The organism is Streptomyces hamibioticus (assembly GCF_047946815.1).
In the GTDB taxonomy this organism is placed as follows: Bacteria; Actinomycetota; Actinomycetes; order Streptomycetales; family Streptomycetaceae; genus Streptomyces.
Window position 1 is genome coordinate 2,029,362 of record NZ_JBKKQY010000001.1, and the last position, 20,607, is coordinate 2,049,968.

Annotated in this window: 12 protein-coding genes; 3 read left to right on the forward strand and 9 right to left on the reverse strand. The window is 73.7% G+C overall.

Annotated elements, in window-relative coordinates; genetic code table 11:
- Nucleotides 1-35 precede the first annotated feature (35 nt).
- From ACLGIH_RS08960 to ACLGIH_RS08980, 5 genes are read right to left on the reverse strand one after another with little or no spacing between them, the layout of a single operon-like run.
- Nucleotides 36-2,246, reverse strand: coding sequence for a glycosyl hydrolase family 95 catalytic domain-containing protein (locus ACLGIH_RS08960; protein ID WP_416524700.1), 2,211 nt, complete (start codon nt 2,244-2,246; stop codon nt 36-38).
- Complete coding sequence (locus ACLGIH_RS08965; RefSeq protein WP_416524701.1) at nt 2,243-4,210, reverse strand: beta-galactosidase; 1,968 nt, start codon at nt 4,208-4,210, stop codon at nt 2,243-2,245. The genes ACLGIH_RS08960 and ACLGIH_RS08965 overlap by 4 nt, the downstream gene beginning before the upstream one ends.
- Nucleotides 4,210-5,163, reverse strand: a complete 954-nt coding sequence (locus ACLGIH_RS08970; protein WP_416524702.1) for a carbohydrate ABC transporter permease — start codon at nt 5,161-5,163, stop codon at nt 4,210-4,212. The genes ACLGIH_RS08965 and ACLGIH_RS08970 overlap by 1 nt, the downstream gene beginning before the upstream one ends.
- Nucleotides 5,160-6,212, reverse strand: a complete 1,053-nt coding sequence (locus ACLGIH_RS08975; RefSeq protein WP_416524703.1) for an ABC transporter permease — start codon at nt 6,210-6,212, stop codon at nt 5,160-5,162. The genes ACLGIH_RS08970 and ACLGIH_RS08975 overlap by 4 nt, the downstream gene beginning before the upstream one ends.
- A gap of 26 nt (nt 6,213-6,238) precedes the next feature.
- A complete protein-coding gene (locus tag ACLGIH_RS08980; protein ID WP_416524704.1) occupies nt 6,239-7,942 on the reverse strand; it encodes an extracellular solute-binding protein in 1,704 nt (567 codons plus the stop codon).
- 429 nt (nt 7,943-8,371) lie between these two features.
- Here ACLGIH_RS08980 and ACLGIH_RS08985 point away from each other — a divergent pair, with 429 nt between their 5' ends.
- Nucleotides 8,372-11,206 (forward strand): glycoside hydrolase family 3 C-terminal domain-containing protein, encoded by a 2,835-nt coding sequence (locus tag ACLGIH_RS08985; RefSeq protein ID WP_416524705.1) that lies wholly within the window; start codon nt 8,372-8,374, stop codon nt 11,204-11,206.
- Nucleotides 11,207-11,288: 82 nt separating this feature from the next.
- Here ACLGIH_RS08985 and ACLGIH_RS08990 read toward each other — a convergent pair whose 3' ends face one another.
- The 3 genes from ACLGIH_RS08990 to ACLGIH_RS09000 all read right to left on the reverse strand — a co-directional run bounded on the left by ACLGIH_RS08990 (nt 11,289) and on the right by ACLGIH_RS09000 (nt 16,992).
- Nucleotides 11,289-12,734 carry an aldehyde dehydrogenase family protein gene (locus tag ACLGIH_RS08990; RefSeq protein ID WP_416524706.1) on the reverse strand — a complete coding sequence of 482 codons (1,446 nt, stop codon included), beginning with the start codon at nt 12,732-12,734 and terminating at the stop codon, nt 11,289-11,291.
- 342 nt (nt 12,735-13,076) lie between these two features.
- Entirely contained in the window at nt 13,077-14,672 is a 1,596-nt protein-coding gene (locus ACLGIH_RS08995) for a PucR family transcriptional regulator (RefSeq protein WP_416524707.1), read from the reverse strand.
- Nucleotides 14,673-14,787: 115 nt separating this feature from the next.
- A complete protein-coding gene (locus ACLGIH_RS09000; protein WP_416524708.1) occupies nt 14,788-16,992 on the reverse strand; it encodes an ATP-binding protein in 2,205 nt (734 codons plus the stop codon).
- Between the two features lie 252 nt (nt 16,993-17,244).
- Here ACLGIH_RS09000 and gabT point away from each other — a divergent pair, with 252 nt between their 5' ends.
- Entirely contained in the window at nt 17,245-18,579 is a 1,335-nt protein-coding gene (gene gabT / locus ACLGIH_RS09005) for a 4-aminobutyrate--2-oxoglutarate transaminase (protein WP_416524709.1), read from the forward strand.
- A gap of 385 nt (nt 18,580-18,964) precedes the next feature.
- On the opposite strand, the gene ACLGIH_RS09010 is transcribed toward gabT, so the two are convergent.
- Nucleotides 18,965-19,771: a tetratricopeptide repeat protein gene (locus ACLGIH_RS09010; RefSeq protein WP_416524710.1), complete on the reverse strand. Its 807-nt coding sequence runs from the start codon at nt 19,769-19,771 to the stop codon at nt 18,965-18,967.
- A gap of 40 nt (nt 19,772-19,811) precedes the next feature.
- On the opposite strand from ACLGIH_RS09010, the gene ACLGIH_RS09015 reads away from it, so the two are divergent.
- Nucleotides 19,812-20,480, forward strand: coding sequence for a phosphatase PAP2 family protein (locus ACLGIH_RS09015; RefSeq protein WP_416524711.1), 669 nt, complete (start codon nt 19,812-19,814; stop codon nt 20,478-20,480).
- Nucleotides 20,481-20,607 lie beyond the last annotated feature (127 nt).

A 20,607-nucleotide genomic window follows, 5' to 3' on the forward strand; every position in this document is an offset into this window, starting at 1 on the left:
GGGGTTCCTTCCATGGGTGGGGGGATTGCGGGGAGCTACCGCGCCTTGACGCTGATGACGCGGTCCTCGCCGGCGACCAGGTGGAGCGGTTCCGCGCCGGCGGAAGTCCTCAGTTCGATGCCGTGGGTGCGGGTGGGGCGCAGTACGGCGGTGGCGCCGCCGGGGTCCCAGGTGAGGTCGAGTCCGGCGCCGAAGCGGGTGCGTACGCCGCGGAGTTCGCCGCTCGGGCAGGCCCGCTGCGGCGCGGGCAGCAGGACCAGCCGGTCGGGCGTCGACTGCACGAGCGTCTCGATCAGCACGGCGGGCAGGGTGTGCGCGGCGTCGGCGTTGTAGACGTCCCGGTGGGGGTAGTGCGCGCTCATCAGCGAGGCATGGAAGAAGTCGCCGTCGAGGACCTGGCCGAGGGCGTGGGCGACGCGCTCGCCGTCCCGGAGCCGGGCGGCGACCAGGGCGTGGTGGAGGTGGCCGTGCGCGGAGTCGTTCTCGGTGCCGCGCAGTTCCAGGGCGCGGTGGGCGGCGGCGGCCAGGCCGGGGGTGTCGTAGGGGGTGATCTCGTCGAGCGGCCAGACGCCGTAGAGGTGGCTGAGGTGGCGGTGGTCGTAGGAGTCGGCGAGGCCGGGCCAGGCCCACTCGGCCAGCGCGCCGTCGGTGTTGATCCGGTGGGGCGGCAGACGGTCGGCGAGGGCGCGCCAGCGGTCCGCTTCGGGTGTGCCGGGGTGGTACGCGGCCGCCGTCAGCAGGGCGTGGCGGGCGGCGGAGAGGTCCATCGCCGCGTTGACCGCGCCCCAGCTCGCGTTCGCGGGACGGTTCTCGGGTGAGTAGGACGGGACGACGACCAGGTGGCCGTCGGAGTCCGTCCTGGTCAGGAAGTCCGCGTAGAAGCGGGCGACCTCGGCCAGGGCCTCGGCGGTGCGCGGGTCGCGCTCGCCGTACGTCTCGTCGTGGTCGACGAGGGGTTTGAGCAGCCAGTCGGCGCCGGCGGTCCACAGGTGCAGCGGGTATGCGCGGCTGAAGTGGAAGGCGTGCCCCGACTCGCCGTCGGTGTGCGCGGGCGCGACCACGCCCCGGCAGCCGAAGACCGCGCGGGCGTTGTCCCGCCAGTCGGGCAGCTGCCGGTGGACGAGCGCGGCGTGGGCCCGGGTGACCTCGGGGAGGGCGGCGGCAGCGGCGGAGGCGATCTGGAGGCCCAGGTTGGCGTCGGTGGTGAAGGCACCGGACCAGGCGGTGTTCCAGTCGCCGGTCCACAGTCCGGTCAGCCGGGGCGGGTTGAGACCGCTCGCCGACAGCAGGTGGTAGCGGCCCGCCGCGAACAGCCGCTCCAGCAGGGCCGTGCTCCGGGGCCGCTTCAGCAGCTCGGAGGCGGGCAGCGCGCGTTCGGCGGGGTCCGCGCCGAGGTCGAGGGTGACGCGCTCGTAGGCGGTGCGGTGCAGGGACAGATGGCGGTCGAGCAGGTCGTCGTAGTCGGTGCCCACGTCGTGCAGGGCGCGGCCCTCGGCGACCGCGTCCAGCTCGCCGGGGTGCCGTCGCACCCGGGTGAGCAGCAGCACCGACCGGGCCGCCTCGATGCGCACGCCGGGGGGCGTGAGCGTGGTCGTGCCCCCGGTGACGGCGAGCAGCGTCACGCCGGTGCAGGCGAGGTCGCTGCCGGGGTAGCGGGCGCGCAGGGTCAGCAGGGCGCCGTCGGGGGTGAGGAGGGCGCCGTGGCCGACGGCCAGTCCGTCGGGGGCGCCGGGGAGCCGGTGGTCCAGCCGGACGTCGAGGGTGGGGCCCGGGGCGTCGATCCGCTGGACGATCACGTCGTCGGCGCGGGAGACGAAGAGGCGGCTGCGCCATCCGGCGCGCCGGGCGGTCACGACGCCGGTGGTGAAGTCGACGGAGCGCCGGTACGGGTGCGGGTCGCCGCCGCAGTGCCCGTCCAGCCGGATCTGGAAGGCGGGGTGGAAGGGCCGCACCCACTCCAGCGGGCGGCCGTCGGTGAAGTCCTCGGCCGCGGTGAGGTCACCGGCGAGCAGCCGGTCCTGGAGCGCGGGCAGTCCGGCGGCGAGCTGCGGGGGCCGGGCGGGTTCGCCGCCGCCCGGGCGTACGAGGGTGTGGTGGGTGACGATGACCCGGTCGGCGTTCGGGTCCCCGAACACCAGGGCGCCGTGGTGGCCGTTGCCGCTCAGGAAGGCGTCCTCCCAGCGGGCGGCGGGGGCGGGTTCCCAGGTGCCGTGGACGGGTGTGCGGTGCGTGGGGGCCCCGGTCATGGCCGCAGCACCGCCGCTCCGTGGCGGCCGAGGGTGACCCGGTCGGTGACGGTGGCGCCGGTGAGCAGGTCGCGGTGGGTGCCGGGCACCTCGACGGTCACCGGCTCGCGGCCGTGGTGGAGGAGGAACAGCACCTCTCCGCGGCGGACGGCCTCGACGCCGTCCGGAAGGCCGTCGAGCACCGGGCGGACCCCGGCACCGGCGGCGATCCGGGTGAGCAGGCCGCGCAGCGGGTCCGGTTCGGGGAGGGTCGAGAGGTACCAGGCGCGGCCCTTGCGCAGTACGGCCGGCAGCCCGTCCAGCTCGCCGTTCCGGTACGGGACCGTCTCGTCGGCGGTGCCGTCCGCCTCCAGTTCCTCCGACCACAGCGTGCCCCGGAATCCCTCGCAGGCGACGGTCTCGCCCGCCTCCAGCGGCCACCACTCGTGCAGTGTTCGGATGCCGAACAGCGCGCGCAGCCGGGCGTCCATGCCGCCGGGCCGGATCCGGTCGTCCTCGTCGGCGACGCCGGTCAGGAAGCCGGAGACCAGGGTGCCGCCGCGGCGGACGTGGGCGAGGAGGTTGTCGATCGCCGCGTCGGTGAGCAGGTAGAGCTGCGGGACGACGACCAGCCGGTACGCGGTCAGGTCGTGCTCGGGGTGGGCGAAGTCGGTGGTGAGGTGGGCCCGCCACAGGGCGCGGTGCCAGGCGTGCAGGACGTCCGGGTGATCCACCTCGGTGGACGGGCGGCCGTCCTGGGCGCCGGCCCACCAGGAGTGCCAGTCGTGCAGGAGGGCCACCTCCGCGGTGACACGGCGGCCGGTCACCTCGGGCGCGATCCGCCGGAGGTCGGCGCCGAGCTGCCGGACCTCCTGGTACGTCCGGCCCTCCGCCCCGGCGTGGCTCACCATGCCGGAGTGGAACTTCTCCGCGCCCTGCCGGGACTGGCGCCACTGGAAGAAGCAGACGGCGTCCGCGCCCCGGGCCACGGCCTGGAGGGACCACAGGCGGCTGAGGCCGCGCGGCTTGGGGTGGTTCACCCCGCGCCAGTTGACCGGGCCGGCCGCCTGCTCCATCAGCATCCAGGGGCCTCGGGCCTGCGAGCGGGTCAGGTCCTGGACGAGGGCGCCGGCCTGTGCGCCGAAGGGGTCGCGCGGGTCGGGGTAGAGGTCGACGGAGACGACGTCCTCCTCCTCGGCCCAGCGCCAGGCGTCCTGGCCGAAGAACAGCGGCATGAAGTTGGTGGTGACCGGCAGGTGCGGGGTGTGGCGGCGCACGATGTCGCGCTCGGCGAGGTAGCACTCCAGGAGCATGTCGGAGGTGAAGCGCCGGAAGTCCAGCACCTGCGCGGGGTTCTTGAGGTAGTGGGCGTGGCGGGGTGGCAGAACCTCCGCCCAGTCGCCGTAGCCCTGGCTCCAGAACGCGGTGCCCCAGGCGGTGTTGAGGGCGTCGAGGGTGCCGTACCGGTCCTGGAGCCAGGTACGGAAGCGGGCGGCGGCCTCGTCGCCCCAGTCGTGGGTGCAGTACTCGTTGTTGATGTGCCACATCGTCAGGGCGGGGTGGCCGGCGTACCGGGCGGCCAGGTCCTCGGTGATGGCGGCGGCGTACCGGCGGTAGGTGGCGCTGGAGTGCGAGAAGTGCTGCCGCCCGCCCCACCACTCGGTGCGGCCGTCCTCGTCCCGGGGCAGGGTGTCGGGGTGCAGCCGGCCCATCCAGGGCGGGGGCGAGGCGGTGGGGGTGGCGAGGACCACGCCGACGCCGTCCGCGTGCAGCAGGTCCATCAGCGTGTCCAGCCAGCCGAAGTCCCGCTCCCCCGGGCGGGGTTCGAGCCTCGACCAGGAGAAGACGCCGAGGGTGACGGAGTTGACCCCGGCCTCCCTCATCAGCCGGACGTCCTCGTGCCAGGTCTGCTCGGGCCACTGCTCGGGGTTGTAGTCGCCGCCGTAGAGGATGCGGCCTCGGGTGACGTCGTGCAGGCCCGGCATCAGCCCTTCACCGCCCCGGTCAGCATCCCCTTCTTGAAGTGCCGCTGGACGAAGGGGGAGAGCACGGCCACCGGCGCCAGCGCCAGCACCATCACGGCCATCTGGATCGCCAGCGGCGACAGCTGGCCCGTGTTGATCTGGGCGGACAGGCCAACCGGCCGTTCCTGCTTCTGCACCAGCTGGATCATGACGTTCTGCAGCGGCATCATGTCCTGGTCGGTCAGGTAGATCGACGCGTTGAACCAGGCGCTCCAGTAGCCGACGGCGTAGAACAGGGCGATCACCGCGATGACCGCGCGGGAGAGCGGCAGCACGATCTTCCACAGGATGCGCCAGTCGCCGGCGCCGTCGATGCGGGCGCTGTCGATCAGCTCCTGGGAGATGTTCATGAAGAACGCGCGCAGCACCAGAATGTTGAAGACACTGACCGCGCTGGGCAGGATCAGCGCCGCGTAGGTGTCGGTCAGGCCGAGCGCCTGCACCAGCAGGTAGGTCGGGATCAGCCCGGCGCCGAAGAACATCGTGGCGAGCAGGGTCATCAGGATCCAGCGGTGGCCGAGCGAGCCGCTGCGGGACAGGCCGTAGGCGCACAGCACCGACACGGTCATGCTGAACAGCGTGCCGACGACGGTGACGCCGACGCTGACCAGCGCGGCTCTCTGCACCTGACCGCCGCTGAGCAGTTCCTGGTAGGCGACGAAGGTGATGCTCTTGGGGATCACCACCAGGCCGCCGGCCTCGTCGATGGCCTGCTTCGACTGGAGGCTGGTGACGACGACGATCCACAGCGGGAAGAGGATCGCCAGGCAGGCCACGGTGAGGACCAGGCCCTTGCCGGCCTGTCCGACCCTGGAGGGCTCCTCCTCCCAGACCGGGCGGGGCGGGGCCGCCCACCGGCTCGGCTTCCCGCCCGTGGGCCGCTTGCCCTGCTGCGTGTCGAGGACGGCGGTCACTTCTTGTACACCCCCTGCTCGCCCATCAGGTGGGCCACCTTGTTGGCGGTCAGCACCAGCGCCAGGCCGACCACGCCCTTGATCAGGCCCGCGGCCGCGGCGTAGCTGAAGTCCTGGTTGCGGATGCCGTTCCACCACACGTACGTGTCGAGGACCTCGGAGGCGTCGACGCCCACCGCCTGCCGTTGCAGCAGCAGTTGCTCGAAGCCGACGGTGAGGGCGTCGCCCACGCGCAGCACCAGCAGCAGGGCGATCACCGGGCGCAGGGCGGGCAGCGTGATGTGCCACATGCGCCGCCAGCGGCCCGCGCCGTCCATCGCGGCGGCCTCGTACAGGTCGTTGGAGACGGCCGAGAGCGCGGCGAGGAAGACGATGATGCCCCAGCCCGCGTCCTTCCAGATCATCTCGGCGGTGACCAGGTACTTGAAGATCTCCGGGTTGGTCATCAGGTCGAAGCCGTCGTAGCCGTGCCGGCGCAGGGTCTGCGCGATGATGCCGGCGCCGCCGAAGATCTGCATGAAGACGGTGACGACGAGGACCCAGGAGAAGAAGTGCGGCAGGTACATGATCGCCTGGGCGATCGCCCGGACCCGGGGCCTGAGCACGCTGTTGATGAGCAGCGCGAGCAGGACGGGGATCGGGAAGTAGAGCACCAGCTGCAGGAAGAACAGCACGAGGGTGTTCTCCACCGCGTGCCAGAAGGCCGAGTCGGCGAAGATCCGCTCGAACTGCTCGAAGCCGATCCACTGGCTCTCGAAGATGGCGACGAAGCCGTTCTCGCTGAGATAGGGGTCGTAGTCCTGGAAGGCGACCACGTTGCCGAGGATCGGGACGTAGTTGAAGACCAGGACCAGCAGCACCGCCGGCAGGGTCATCAGGATCAGGGTGCGGTCGCGTCGGAGTCTGGTCCGCAGGCTCAGCTTCTCCGTCTTCCGCCTGCCGCCCCTGCCGCGCGGTCGGCGGCCGGGGGCGGCGGGCCCGGCCTCGGCCGGGGTCCGGGTGGGCGTGCGCGCCTCGGTCCCGCTCCGAGGCACCGTGCTGTGGGACACGGGTCTCTCCTCGTCTCGGTCCCCGGTCAGCCGGCCGAGCCGGTGTCGTCGAGCAGCTTCTTGTACCAGTCGCGCAGGTCGTCGCCGCCCTTCCGCTTCCAGTCGGAGACCGCCTGCTGCACGTCGCTGATCTTCTTCCGCCCGCGCACGACGTCGTCCTCCAGCTGCTCGAAGTCGTCGGCGAGGGTGGCCCAGCGGGTGGGCTCGGTGACGGTCAGCCCGAAGAAGGACGATTTCCTGGTGAAGGCGCCCATGCGCTGCTGCCACTCGACCATGCCCCGGGTGACCTCCGGGAGGTCGGGGTAGGCGATGTACGGGGCCGGGTTGCCGGTGTAGTCGAAGGCGCCGTTGACCTCGTTGATGCCCTGCTGGGTCTTGACCGGCAGGCCGTCCTTCATCTCGTAGTCGGTGCCCTCCACGCCGTAGGCGGTGAGCATGAACTCCTTGGTGCCGTAGGGCGCGGCGCAGAAGTTGCACAGGGCGAGGAAGTCCTTGATCTGCTGTTCGCTCGCGTCCTTGCTGACGAAGGTGAAGATGTTGGCCTGCTGGCCCGCCCACAGCTGCGGGTCGCCGCCGTCGGGGCCGAAGAGGTCGAACGCGGCCATGTCGAAGCCGGCGTTCTGCGTGCGCTGTTCGGCGGTCTTGCCCCACCAGTCGGAGATGTTCTGGTTGTAGACCAGCACCTCCCCGGCGGTGAAGCGGTTGCCCGCGTTGCCGCCCGCCTTGCCCTGGACGGCGTCCGGGTGGACCACCTCGGCCGCGTACAGCTTGCGGGTCCACTCCAGGGCCTCGAGGTACTCCTCGGTCTCGATGCGGTTGATCAGCTTGCCGCCGTCCAGGTTCCACCACAGCGCCTTGTCGGCGCCGGACAGGACGCCGAAGATGTTGAACGCCGTCCACTTCATGTCGTCGCAGGCCCACACGCCCGACCTGGCGTCGGTGGCCTCCTTGGCCCAGGACAGGAAGTCGTCGGGGCTGCCCGGGACGTCGTACCCCTTCTTCTCGAACAGGTCCCGGCGGTACAGCGGCGCGATGTCGGTGACGTACGAGCCGGGCATCGGGATCGCGCGGAGCCGGCCGCCGAAGATGCCGCGCTGCCAGGCCTCGGTGGGGACGGCGGCGAGGTTCGGGTAGGTCTTGACCTTGTCCCCGGACAGATACGGGCCGAGGTCCGCGAACTTGGCGTTGATGGCGCTGGGTATCCGGCCCATCAGGTTCCAGCCGGGGACGACCACCACGTCGGGGATGTCGCTGGAGGCGAGGACCGCGCCGAGCTTCTGGTCGTAGGTGACGCCGTCCTGGTTCTGCCAGCTGACGTCGACGCCGGTGGCCTCGTTCATGGCCGTGTAGTACGGGTTGTCGCCCTTGGGCGGGGTGCCCCAGAAGGGCGCCAGCACGGTGAGCCTTCCGCCGCTGCCCAGCTTCTTCGGCACCGAGGTCTTCAGGTCGGCGGTCGGGATGGCCCGGGTGAAGCCGGCCGCGGAGCCGTTCTTCGCCGGGATGTCCGGTGCCACGACGTTCGACGCCACGTAGGCCGGGAGGATCTTCCGCGCCTCCTTCCCGGAGGTGGTGCCCTCCTTCCGGCCGCCGTCCGAGCCGCCCCCGCAGGCGGTGAGCAGCGGCATCCCTCCCGCGACCGCGGCGGTGGCGACCGCGGTGGAGGCGAGGAAGCTCCGCCGGCTGGGGGCGCTTCTCCGGCGGGAGGCGGCGGAGGCGGCGTTCGGCGTCATTGCGTCAACCCTTCATGGCGCACCGGGACACCCGGCGGTGGCCGTCGGCTGCGGTGTCTTCGAGCGAATTGAGAGAAGCGAGAGAGCTGAGAGAGCAGAGAGAGCGGAGAGAGCGGAGAGCTGAGAGGAACGGGCGGACTGAGAATCGGGCGAGCTGAGAGAAGCGGGTCAAGCGAGCGAAGTCATGGGCGAGCGTCAGTCGAAGCGCTTCGATGTGCTGCGAGGTTAGGTGAAGCGCCGGGGGGACACAAGAGTCGCTTCCAAGGTTCCTCGGCCTTGCGGCCACAACCGGCACGACCTTGCTGCCGCTTGGCAGCAACGCGCGAACGAGGCTGTTTTGCTCTGAACGTCTTGACACGCCCCTGGACGGGAATGAGCATCGAAGCGCTTCAACAGCATTCCGCCGCTCCACCACAAAGGGAACCCCACGTGACCGCAGCCTCGCCGCCCGCCCCGCCTTTCCGTGACCCGCGGCTGCCGTTCGGCAAGCGCATCGACGACCTGCTGGCGCGGCTGACGCTCGATGAGAAGATCGGGTTCCTGCACCAGTTCGCGCCCGCCGTCGAGCGCCTCGGCGTCGCCGCCTTCCGCACCGGCCAGGAAGCCCTGCACGGCGTGGCCTGGATGGGGCCGGCGACGGTGTTCCCGCAGGCGGTCGGGCTCGGCGCCACCTGGAACGAGGACCTGGTGCGCCGGGTCGGCGAGGCGGTGTCGAAGGAGGCCCGGGCGATGCGGGCGCGGGACGACCGCGTCGGGCTCAACGTCTGGTCCCCGACCGTGAACCTGCTGCGCCACCCCCTGTGGGGCCGCAACGAGGAGGGCTACTCCGAAGACCCCCGGCTGACCTCCGCCATCGCCACCGCCTACACCCGCGGTCTGCGCGGCGACCACCCGGTGTACTGGCGCACCGCGCCCGTGCTCAAGCACTGGCTCGCCCACAACAACGAGACCGACCGGGCCACGTCGTCGGCGTCGGTGCGCCCGCGCGTGCTCCACGAGTACGACCTGCGGGCCTTCCGGGAGACGGTCGAGGCGGGCGCGGTGGCCGGGGTGATGCCGGCGTACAACCTGGTCAACGGCCGTCCCAACCATCTCTCGCCGTACCTGCGGGAGCACCTGCGCACCTGGACCGACGACGAGCTGCTGGTCTGCTCCGACGCGGGGGCGCCCTCCAACCTGGTCGACGCCGAGCACTACTTCGCCACCCACGAGGAGGCCACCGCCGCCGCCCTGCTGGCGGGCGTGGACAGCTTCACCGACCACGGCACGGACTCCTCGGTGATCACCGCACGCGTCCGCGGGGCCCTCGACCGCGGCCTGCTGACCGAGGCCGACCTCGACACGGCGGTGCGCCGCCAGCTCTCCGTCCGCTTCCGGCTCGGCGAGTTCGACGGGTACGAGGAGCCGGGCGCCTTCGACACACCGGAGCACCGGGCGCTCGCCCAGGAGGCCGCCGAGCAGGCGATCGTCCTGCTGAAGAACGACGGCCTGCTGCCGCCGGCCCCCGGCACCCGCCTCGCCGTCGTCGGCCTGCTCGCCGACGAGTGCAAGCTCGACTGGTACAGCGGCACGCTGATCCGCCGCTCCACCCCGCTGGAGGGCCTGTACCAGCGGTTCGGCACCCAGCGCGTGCGGTTCGCGGAGGGGGTGGACCGGGTCCGGCTGCGGACGGCGGCCGGGACGTTCCTGCACGTGCCGCCGGCTGGCGACTCCGGCGGCGGGGCGACCGGCGCCGGGGGCGCCCTGGACCCGGCGCTGCTGACCGGCCGCACGGACCTTCCGCCGCTCACCACCGACCCGGTCGGCACCGAACTCGCCCTGGTGGACTGGGGCGAGGGCGTCCTCACCCTGCGCGCCCCGGACGGCCGCCACCTCTCCGTCGCCGAGGACGGCTGTCTGCGCGCCTCGGCCGAGCAGCCCGGCGGCTGGGTGGTGCAGGAGACGTTCCGGCTGGAACCGCACGACGGCGGGCACCTCCTCCGGCACCTGGGAACAGGTCGCCATGTCACGGTCGCCGCCGACGGCGTGAAGGTTGCCGACACCGGCGCGGAGGTCTTCCGGCTCGTCGTCGTCGAGCGCGGCGAGGACGCGGTGACGCGCGCCGCCGCGGAGGCGGACGTGGTGCTGGTGATCGCGGGCAACGACCCGCACATCAACGGCCGCGAGACGGAGGACCGGACGACGCTGCGCCTGCCGGCCCACCAGGAACGGCTGCTGCGCGCGGCCCGCGCCGCCAACCCGAACACGGCCCTGGCGCTGGTCTCCGCCTACCCGTACGCCCTCGATCCGTCGGGGCTCCGGGCGCTGCTGTGGACGGCGCACGGCGGCCAGTCGGCCGGCGCCGCCCTGGCGCGGGTGCTGGCCGGTGACGTCTCCCCCGGCGGCCGGCTGCCGCAGACCTGGTACGCCGACGACGCCGACCTGCCCGGCCTGCTGGACTACGACGTGATCGGCGCGCGGCAGACCTACCTGTACTTCGAGGGCCTGCCGCTGTTCCCGTTCGGGCACGGCCTGTCCTACGCGTCGTTCGCGTACGCGGACCTCGCGGCCCGGGTGGCGGGCGAGACCGTGCGGGTCGGCTTCACGGTCACCAACACCGGGGACGTCACCGCCGACGAGGTGGCCCAGCTCTACGCCCGGGCCGAGGAGCCGTCGGTCCCGCGCCCGCGCCGCGAGCTGGTGGCGCACCGGCGGGTGCGGCTCGCGCCGGGTGAACGGGCGGAGCTGTCCTTCGACGTCCCCCTGTCCGCCTTCGCGTTCTGGGACGTGGCGCTCGGCCGGTGGCGGGTGGAGCCGGGCCGGTACGCGCTGCTGGCCGGGGCGTCCAGCGAGGACATCCGGCTGACGGCGGCCGTCACGCTCGACGGGGAGCCCGGCGCGCCCCGCCCGGTGCGCGCACGCGGCCTGGACGCGGCCGACTTCGACGAGCAGAGCGGCACCGAGATCGTGGACCGGACGAGGACGGCGGGCGACGCGGTGACGCCGGTCGCGGGCAGGGTCGGTGAACTGCTCTACCGGGCCTGCGACTTCGGGTCCGGCGTCACGGAGGTGACGGTGCGCGTGGCGGGCGAGGGGACGGTGGAGGTGACCGTGAACGGCGACGACGGCGACGGGCCGCGGGCCGTGCTGGCGACCGAGGCGCCCACGCCGGGGCCGTACGACCATGTGGAGCTGCGCGCCGCACTGCCCGCCGAGGGCGTGCGCGACGTGCGGATCGCACTGCGCGGCCCGGTGCGGCTCGCGCACGTCGGCTTCTCCGGCTGAGGGTCCGGAAGAACGCCGGCACGCGGACGGCCCGAGCCCCCGCACACCGGGCTCGGGCCGTCCGCTCTCCGTGCCGGGCGGCTCAGAGGGCGAGGCCGGTCAGGACCAGCACCCGCTCGTAGGTGTAGTCGTCCATCGCGAACTTCACGCCCTCGCGGCCCACACCGGACTGCTTGGCGCCGCCGTACGGCATCTGGTCGGCGCGGTAGGAGGGCACGTCGCCGATGACCACGCCGCCGACCTCCAGGGCGCGGTGGGCGCGGAAGGCGGTCTGCAGGTCGTGGGTGAAGACGCCCGCCTGGAGGCCGTACTTCGAGTCGTTGACGGCGGCGAAGGCCTCGGCCTCGCCGTTCACCTTCTGCACGGTGAGGACCGGGCCGAAGACCTCCTCGCAGGAGATCGTGACGCCGGCGGGTACGTCGGTCAGGACGGTCGGCGCGTAGGAGGCGCCGTCCCGGATGCCGCCGGTGGCCAGCGTGGCGCCGGCCTCGACGGCCTCCTTGACCCACGACTCGACGCGCTTGGCGGCGTCCTCGCTGATCAGCGGACCGACGTCGGTCTTGTCGTCGTTCGGGTCGCCGGTGACCTGGGCCTCGACGGCGGCGACGATGCGCGGCAGCAGGCGGTCGTACACGGAGGCGTCGGCGATCACGCGCTGCACGGAGATGCAGGACTGGCCGCCCTGGTAGTTGGAGAAGGTCGCGATGCGGGTGGCGGCCCGGTCCAGGTCCTCGTCGCTCGCCCAGTCGGCCAGCACGACGGCCGCGCCGTTGCCGCCCAGCTCCAGGGTGCAGTGCTTGCGCGGCACCGAGTCCATGATCGCGTAGCCGACCTGCTCGGAGCCGGTGAAGGAGATGACCGGCAGGCGCTCGTCCTGGACCAGGGCGGGCATGCGGTCGTTGGGCACCGGGAGGATGCTCCAGGAGCCGGCGGGCAGCTCGGTCTCGGCGAGCAGCTCGCCGAGGACCAGGCCGGAGAGCGGGGTGGCCGGGGCCGGCTTGAGGATGATCGGCGCGCCGGCCGCGATGGCCGGGGCGACCTTGTGGGCGCACAGGTTCAGCGGGAAGTTGAACGGCGCGATGCCGAGGACGACGCCCTTGGGGAAGCGACGGGTGATCGCCAGGCGGCCCTGGCCGCCGGCGTCGGTGTCGAGGCGCTGGCCGTCGCCGCCGTTGAAGCGGCGGGCCTCCTCGGCGGCGAAGCGGAAGACGGAGACGGCGCGGCCGACCTCGCCGCGGGCCCACTTCATGGGCTTGCCGTTCTCGGCGGAGATGAGCTTCGCGATCTCCTCGGTGCGGTCGGCCAGGCGGCGGCTGACGTGGTCGAGCGCGGCGGCGCGGACGTGGGCCGGGGTGGCGGCGAATTCGTCCCGTACGGCGTACGCGGCGGCCACGGCCTCCTCGACCTGGGCCTCGGACGGGACGCTCACCTTGCCGACGAGGCGGCCGTCCCAGGGGGAGGTGACGTCGAAGGTGTCCTCGCCGGTGACCTGGCGGCCGGCCAGCCAGAAGGCGTGGGTGGAAGTCATTGTCGAGTCCCGGCCTTTCCGCGTTGGGAGTGTACGTGGGTTGCTGAGTCCACGGTAGGGCGGGAGTCGGGGGGCGGGGTTTGTCCGAGTCGTAGTGGTGGGGGCGGGGGTTTCGACGGAATGGCGGGTGCCCCGGGGGCCGGGAGGGGTCGCCCCCGCCGCCCCTACCCGTCCCATCCCGGGGGCTCCGCCCCCGGGCCCCCGCTCCTCAAACGCCGGAGGGGCTGGAAACTCAGCCCGTCCGGCGTTCGAGGACGAGGCCGTTCAGGCCGAAGCGGGGGTCTGGGGGCGGCAGCCCCCAGGGGACGGGACGGGCAAGGGCGGCGGGAGCGGTTCCTCACCTCACTGCGGGGCCGCCGTCGCCTTCAGGGCCAGCCACAGTTCCATGCGGACGTCCGGGTCGTCCAAGGAGCGGCCCAGGATCTCCTCCACCCGCCGCATCCGGTAGCGGAGGGTGTGCCGGTGGACGCCCAGATCGGCCGCCGCCGCGTCCCACTGGCCGTGCCGGGACAGCCAGGCGCGCAGCGAGGCGACCAGGTCACCCCGGCCGGTGGCGTCGTGCTCGCGCAGCGCCCGCAGCAGGCCGTCGGCGAAGGCCCGGACCGCGTCGTCCGCGAGCAGGGGCAGTACCGAGCCGGCCGCCAGCTGCTCGTGCTCCACACAGACGCGCCCGCGCCGGCGTGCCACCGACAGCGCCTGTTCGGCCTGCTTGTAGGCGGCCGACGCGGCGATCGGACCGGCGGGTGCCGACAGGCCGAGGACGACGCCGTTCTCGTCGCCTCCCGCTCCCGGCTCCGTGCCGGGCGCCGGGCGGCCCGCCTCCAGCGCCGCCGCGTGGTCGGCGCAGGCGGCGACCGCCGCGCCCCCGTCCGCGGCCAGGACCACCAGCCGCTCCCCCTCGGGCACCGCCAGCACCGCCTCGCCCGCGCGGGCCGCCGCCGACTCCACCACCTCGGCGAGCGCCGCCGGCGGGTCACCGCCGCCCGACGCCGGCTCGGCGACGATCACCCGGAACGGCGCGTCCAGCAGCTCGCCGTACAGGTCACCGGCGACCGCGCGGGCGTGGTCCGGCTCCCCCGCGAGCAGCATGCGCAGCACGGCGGTGCCGATGCGCTGCTCGGCCGCGTGCAGGGACCGGGACCGTTCCGTGGTGAGGGTCAGCAGCGCGACGGCCGAGTGCACGGCGTACCGCTCGGCGGTGCCGAGGGCGGCGGCCGTGCCGACGGCGAGTGCGGCGCGGGGCCTGCGGGAGGTGCCGAGGGAGTGCAGCTCGACCCGGTCCGTGCTCTCCCCGGTCTCGCCCCCGCCCACCACGGCGGAGGCCGGCGCCGGGCGCTCCCGCAGCCGCCGCACGTCGGCCGTGAGCCGCGCGGCCCGCCGGCCGGCCCACTCCGGTGCCGCGGCGACGACCGCGCCGGAGGCGTCGTACAGCGCCGCCCAGCCGTCGACCTGCGCGGCGAGCGCGGCGAGCAGCCCCTCCGGTCCGTCGGCCAGCGCCTTCTTGGTCAGCTCCCGCTGTGCGGCGAACCCGGCGGTCACCGCCTGGTACTGGTCGGCGGCGATCGCCGCGGAGACGGCCTTGCTGATGGCGAGGAAGGGGGTGCGGCGCGGCACCTCCAGCAGCGGCAGCCCTTCGTGTTCGGCGGCGTCGACGAGGGCCTGGGGGATGTCGTCGTAGTGGACGCCGACGGCGAAGCCGAGACCGACGACCCCGGCGCCGACCAGCCGCTTGACGTAGCGGCGCATGGCCTCGGGGTTCTCCGCGTCCAGCTTCAGCGCGGTGATCAGCAGCAGTTCCCCGCCCTCCATGTACGGCACGGGGTCGGCCAGCTCGCTGGCGTGCGCCCAGCGCACCGGTGCGTCGAGGCGGTCCCCGCCCGCCCGCACGGTCAGCTTCAGCGCGGAGTGGTGGACGAGCGAGGCGAGGGTCGGGGGCATGAGGCCTTCAGGTCGGGTCGGGAACGGCTGTCCCTGTGATCTTTTGGCCGTGCTGTATGAACGGCCTGCTTCGATTCTGCCTCACCGTATGGTCGCCGGGTGCCCGGCCGGGGGTTCAGCCGCGCAGATCGACCAGCAGCGGGGGCGCGTGCTCCCCCTTGACCGTCGTCAGCGACAGCACCGCGTGCCCCGGCGGCACCGCGTGCGCCAGCTCGGACGCCGACCACCGCTCCCGCTCGACCTGCCGCACGGTCACCGCCCGCGCGGTCGCCGCCTTGCCGGTGATCACCCGGCGCAGCGCGTGTACGGCCTTGCCCGCCGGGGTCTCGGCGATGATCTGCCGGTCGGTGACGTCCCGGGCCTCGGTCCACTCCTTGCCCCACACCTCGGCGAAGTCCTGCCCGTCCCACGGTGTGAGCCCGGACAGCGCCATTCGGCAGCCGGTGGCCCCGAGCAGCGGCCCGCGCAGCGGACGCGGTACGTCGTCCAGGGTGCGCAGCGTCAGCACCACCCCGGCGCCGGCGGACCGCAGCCGCTGGATGCCCCGGACGGACTCGGGCGTGACGACGCCCGCCGCGTCGTCCAGCACCAGGCAGGCGAACAGCGACCGGTCCTCCCGTACCGCGACGCTCGCCGTGAACTGGGCCAGCACCAGCCGGGCCAGCATCCGGGAGGCGTCGGCGTGGCCGCGCTCGGGCAGATCGATGCGGACCCGTACGGGATGGTCGAGGGCCTTGAGGGAGAAGGGCCGGGACCGGCCGGAGGTGTCGAAGAAACCGGCGAAGGCCGGCCGGTCGAGCAGCGCGACCCGGTCGGCCAGCACCCCGGCGACGTCACCGGGGTGCCCCAGCTGCCGCTCCCGGGCGTCCAGCTCCCGCAGCAGCGACTCCTGACCGGTGGCCTGGAGCCCCTCGCGCAGCGCGGCCAGCGGCCCGGGCGCCCCGTCGAGCAGTTGGCGCAGCTCGGGCACGGAGGGGAAGCGGCCGTGGACCGCGTGGAACGGGCCGAGCAGCTGGGCCAGCACGGTGGTGGAACGGCGGCTGTCGCTGCCGGGGTGCGGGTCGGCCAGGTCGCCGACCAGTGCCTCGGCGAGCACGGCCGCCGCCTCGTCGGGGTCGGTGGTGCCGCCGTAGAGGTCCAGGTCGTAGACGGAGTCCGGGTTCCCGATGCGTACGACGACGTCGTAGGCGTCGGCCGGGCCCAGCCCCGCGCCCGCCGCGCCGACCACCACGACCGCGGCCCGCCCGGCGAGCGCGTGCAGGCACAGCGATTCGGCGAGCGGGCGGACCAGGCTGCCGGTCTTGCCGGAACCGGCCGGGCCCACGGCGAGCAGCGAGGTGCCGAGCAGCTCGGGGCCCAGGGCGAGTCCGGTGCCGCGGTAGGCGTACGGGTTGCGGGTGTCGTCGGCGGTGGTGCCGATCCGCACCTGTCCGGTGACCAGGTCGTGCGGGACCTGCCGGGCGGGCAGGTCGCGGGCGCCGGAGGGGTGCGGGCAGGCGCCGGCGCCGTCCTTGAGCACGGCGCCGGTGAAGGTGGCGAGGCTGCGCCGGCCGTTGGTCACGCCCTGCCAGGCACGGGTGATCCGGGCGTGGTCCACGTCCCGCATGAGCCCGGCGCGGGCGTCGGCGGCGAGCCGCTCGGCGGCGTCGACGGCCCCGGCGGCACGCAGGGCGGGCCAGGCGGCGGGGTCCTCCTCGGGAGCGGGCGGGGGTTCGTCACCGGGGGAGCCGCTGCGCCAGGCCGGGGGGCCGTAGCGGCGCCAGATCTCGCCCCAGCGGCCGAGCCGGCCGACGGCGACCATGATGATTCCCGCGACCAGGACGTAGTAGGCGTAGACCACCACGACGGCGGCGAAGCTGTGCGGCTCCGCCCAGGAGTCGGGGATCATCGCGTACAGGGGCAGCAGCCACCAGCTGCCGAGGTAGCCGTTCCACAGCAGCGACCAGATCAGCCAGCCGACGAGGAACGCGATCAGCGCCCCGCTCAGCAGCTGCCGCGCCGGGACCTGCTCGGGCTCCTCCTCCGGCCGCGGCCGGTGCCCGAACCGCCAGACCCCGGGCAGCGCCTCCGGCCGGGGCGTGCGCAGCCAGGACAGGAACGACGAGCCGTCCGGCGGCGGGGGCGTGGGCGGCGCCGCGGGCATCGCGGGCATCGCGGATGCCCCCGGCGCCCCGGACGGCTCAGGCGGCCCGGATGGTTCGAATGCCCCAGGGCCCCGCGTCGGCCGCGGCGGTACCGCCGGCATCTGCGGAGGTCCCGCCGGGCGCGGCACGGGATTGGCATGCGTGCCCCGCGCCTCGTGCGTCCCGTCGCCGTCCATCGCCCTTGCCCCCTGACCAGCCGCTCCATCCACCATCAGCGAGCCAATCTAATGCCCTCGCCGGGGCAGTCCACCGCTTACGCGGCCGGGCGTCCGATACCGGCCGCGGCGACTCTCCCGGCCCTCACTATGTCCACCACGGACAACCGCGCCCGCCGACAACGCCCACATGGAGCATGCCCGCCCCCCTTTCCCCGCCCTAGCCTGCGAGAAAAGAAGACAAGTGCCAGCAAGACCCCACAGGAGCCCCGCATGACCGCACTTCCGCAGGAGCGCCGCGTCGTCACCGCCATCCCCGGCCCGAAGTCGCAGGAGCTGCAGGCCCGCCGTACCGCCGCGGTCGCGCAGGGCGTGGGCTCCGTGCTGCCGGTGTTCACCGCGCGCGCGGGCGGCGGCATCATCGAGGACGTCGACGGCAACCGCCTGATCGACTTCGGCTCCGGCATCGCCGTGACCTCCGTCGGCGCCTCCGCCGAGGCCGTCGTCCGCAAGGCGTCCGCGCAGCTCGCCGACTTCACCCACACCTGCTTCATGGTCACGCCGTACGAGGGCTACGTCGAGGTCGCCGAGGCACTGGCGGAGCTGACCCCGGGCGACCACGCCAAGAAGTCGGCCCTGTTCAACAGCGGCGCCGAGGCCGTCGAGAACGCCGTCAAGATCGCCCGTGCGTACACCAAGCGGCAGGCGGTCGTCGTCTTCGACCACGGCTACCACGGCCGGACCAACCTGACGATGGCGCTGACCGCGAAGAACATGCCGTACAAGCACGGCTTCGGTCCCTTCGCGCCCGAGGTCTACCGCGTCCCGGTCGCCTACGGCTACCGCTGGCCGACCGGTCCGGAGAACGCCGGCCCGGAGGCCGCCGCCCAGGCCATCGACCAGATCACCAAGCAGGTCGGCGCCGAGAACGTGGCCGCCGTGATCATCGAGCCGGTGCTCGGCGAGGGCGGCTTCATCGAGCCGGCCAAGGGCTTCCTGCCGGCGATCAGCAAGTTCGCCCGGGACAACGGCATCGTGTTCGTCGCGGACGAGATCCAGTCCGGCTTCTGCCGCACCGGCCAGTGGTTCGCGTGCGAGGACGAGGGCATCGTCCCGGACCTGATCACCACCGCCAAGGGCATCGCGGGCGGTCTGCCGCTGGCCGCCGTCACCGGCCGTGCCGAGATCATGGATGCCGCCCACGCCGGCGGCCTCGGCGGCACCTACGGCGGCAACCCCGTCGCCTGCGCGGGCGCGCTCGGTGCCATCGAGACGATGCGGGAGCTGGACCTCAACGCCAAGGCGAAGAACATCGAGGCGGTCATGAAGTCCCGCCTCACCGCCATGGCCGAGAAGTTCGACATCATCGGCGACGTCCGGGGCCGCGGCGCGATGATCGCCGTCGAGCTGGTCAAGGACCGCACCACCAAGGAGCCGAACCCGGAGGCGACCGCCGCGCTCGCCAAGGCCTGCCACGCCGAGGGTCTGCTGGTCCTGACCTGTGGCACCTACGGCAACGTGCTGCGCTTCCTGCCGCCGCTGGTGATCGGCGAGGACCTGCTGAACGAGGGCCTCGACATCATCGAGCAGGGCTTCGCGCGCATCTGAGTCCCGGTCGGGCACGGGTGGGTTCAGAGCATGTGAAGAACGTGTGCGGGGTGGATGACAGGTCCCGGTTGCCCCTGTCGTCCACCCGGTCGCTGTCGTAGGTTCTGGGGCAGATGAGAGATACACCCCGCCCACAGGGGACTGTGGGCGGCTCTCGGGCCGAGGCCTCCCCAGCTTCGACCCGGTCGTGCCTCGCGCACACGGAGCCCCCCTGGCTCCGGATCTCCTCACCGATCGGACGGTCGCTCGCCCCAGACCCCCCGGGGCGCGCGACGTTCCGGTCCGGACGGCCGACTCGGCATCCGGGACGGCGGTTCACCGAAGGGCCGGCACACTCCCCCCCTTGTGCCGGCCCTTCGGCGTGCTCCCGGCCCGGCCGGAGCGCTCAGCCGCCCGTGATGCGGGTCAGCAGCGCGTGGGCCTGTGCGATGCGGGGGTGGGCCGGGTGCAGCCACCGCTCGCAGTCGCTCAGCGCCCGGCGAGCCGTCGCCTCCGCCTCGCCGGTCCGGCCCAGGCCCAGCAGCGCCTCGGCCGTGGCCAGGGCCGGGACGCCGCTGTGGTGCCGCCCGCCGGGCGCCACGGGCCGCGTGGCCTCGGTGAGCGCCTCCTCGTAGCGGCCCTGGCCGTTCAGGCTGTGCACCAGGACCTGGTGGAGGGAGGCCACGGTGGGCCCGTTCGCGTACGGCAGGTTGCCGCGGGCGATGGCTTCCGCCTCCTCGTGGCGGCCCTGTCCGCACAGGGCGCGGGCGAGGCAGGCCAGCACGGACAGTTCGAGGTCTCCCACTCGCAGGTGATGCGCGAGCCGGCCCACCGTGCGCAGGATGTCCAGGGCCTCCGCCTCGGCCTCCTCGTGCCGTCCCTGCTCGTCGAGGACCGCCGCGCGGTTCCTGCGGACCAGCATCAGCAGGGCGCGGCCCTCGGGTTCGTCGATGTGCTCCCACTCGGCGATCACCGCCTCCAGCTCGGGCAGCACCTCCGCTCCGCGTCCGTGGGCGACGGCCGCCGTGGCGGCCATGGCCCTGGCGACCCACACCGTGCCGGGACTGCGCCGCCACCGGCCCCGCGCGGCAGCGGCGGCCAGTGACCGTGCCTCGGCCTCCGCCTCCTCGTACCGGCCTTCCGTGAACAGTCGCAGCAGGCGGGTCACCGTCGAGCGGCGCAGACGGCCCCGTATCGTTCGTCCGAATGTCACCGCGCGAGGCTACGCGAAGGGGTTTGCCAAGGTGTGTCCCGTGTCGGCCTCGGGCCCGCGTCCGCCGCTGCTCCGACTGGGGCTGCTCGTCCTGCTGTTCGCGCTGATCACCTGGCAGGTCGTGGCCGGCGGACCGCTGGTGCGGGCGGACGAACGGGTCAGCCGGGCGCTGGTCCGCCCGGACCGGGAGGCCGAGCTGCTCGCGGACCTCGGCAACGTGGAGGTGGCGGTGCCCGTGCTCGCCCTCGTCCTGGCGTACGTCGTGTGGCGCCGCCGGGCCGCCGGCGCGGAGCGCTGGTGGTGGCCCGCGGCCGCGGGGGCGGTGCTGATGGTGCTCGTGCCCGCACTGGTCGTGCCGCTCAAGGAGCTGACCGACCGGCCGGGCACCCCGGCCGTGCCCCCGGCCACCGGCTACTACCCCTCCGGCCACACCGCCACCGCCGTCGTCGCGTACGGCGCGGCCACGCTGTTCCTCCTCCCCCTGCTGCGCTCCGCGGCCGGCCGCCGCCTGCTGGTGCTGGGCTGCGTGGCCCTCGTGCTCGGCGTCTCCTTCGGGCTGGTGCGCCAGGGCTACCACTGGCCGCTGGACGTGGTGGCCAGTTGGTGCCTGGGCGCGGTGCTGCTCATCGGTCTCCGTCCGGACGCCGGCTGGCGCAGCCGTCGGGGGCCCGCCGGAAGTGCCGGTCCCGGCGGCGTGCCGCCCGCCTAGGCGCCGGGGCTCGCCCGCCCTCCCGCGCGGGGCGGCGCGCCCGCCCGGGCCGGCCGGCACACGGCCGGTTCCCGGCGCCGCCCCCGAGGTGCGCGGCCGCCGCCCGGGACGCGAGCGGCGGCCGGAG

What these genes read in the sequence shown, in the direction of transcription:
- ACLGIH_RS08960 (WP_416524700.1), bottom strand. Translation starts at nt 2,246, where the DNA reads ATGACCGGGGCCCCCACGCACCGCACACCCGTCCACGGCACCTGGGAA.
- ACLGIH_RS08965 (WP_416524701.1), bottom strand. Translation starts at nt 4,210, where the DNA reads ATGCCGGGCCTGCACGACGTCACCCGAGGCCGCATCCTCTACGGCGGC.
- ACLGIH_RS08980 (WP_416524704.1), bottom strand. Translation starts at nt 7,942, where the DNA reads ATGACGCCGAACGCCGCCTCCGCCGCCTCCCGCCGGAGAAGCGCCCCC.
- ACLGIH_RS08990 (WP_416524706.1), bottom strand. Translation starts at nt 12,734, where the DNA reads ATGACTTCCACCCACGCCTTCTGGCTGGCCGGCCGCCAGGTCACCGGC.
- ACLGIH_RS08995 (WP_416524707.1), bottom strand. Translation starts at nt 14,672, where the DNA reads ATGCCCCCGACCCTCGCCTCGCTCGTCCACCACTCCGCGCTGAAGCTG.
- ACLGIH_RS09000 (WP_416524708.1), bottom strand. Translation starts at nt 16,992, where the DNA reads ATGGACGGCGACGGGACGCACGAGGCGCGGGGCACGCATGCCAATCCC.
- gabT (WP_416524709.1), top strand. Translation starts at nt 17,245, where the DNA reads ATGACCGCACTTCCGCAGGAGCGCCGCGTCGTCACCGCCATCCCCGGC.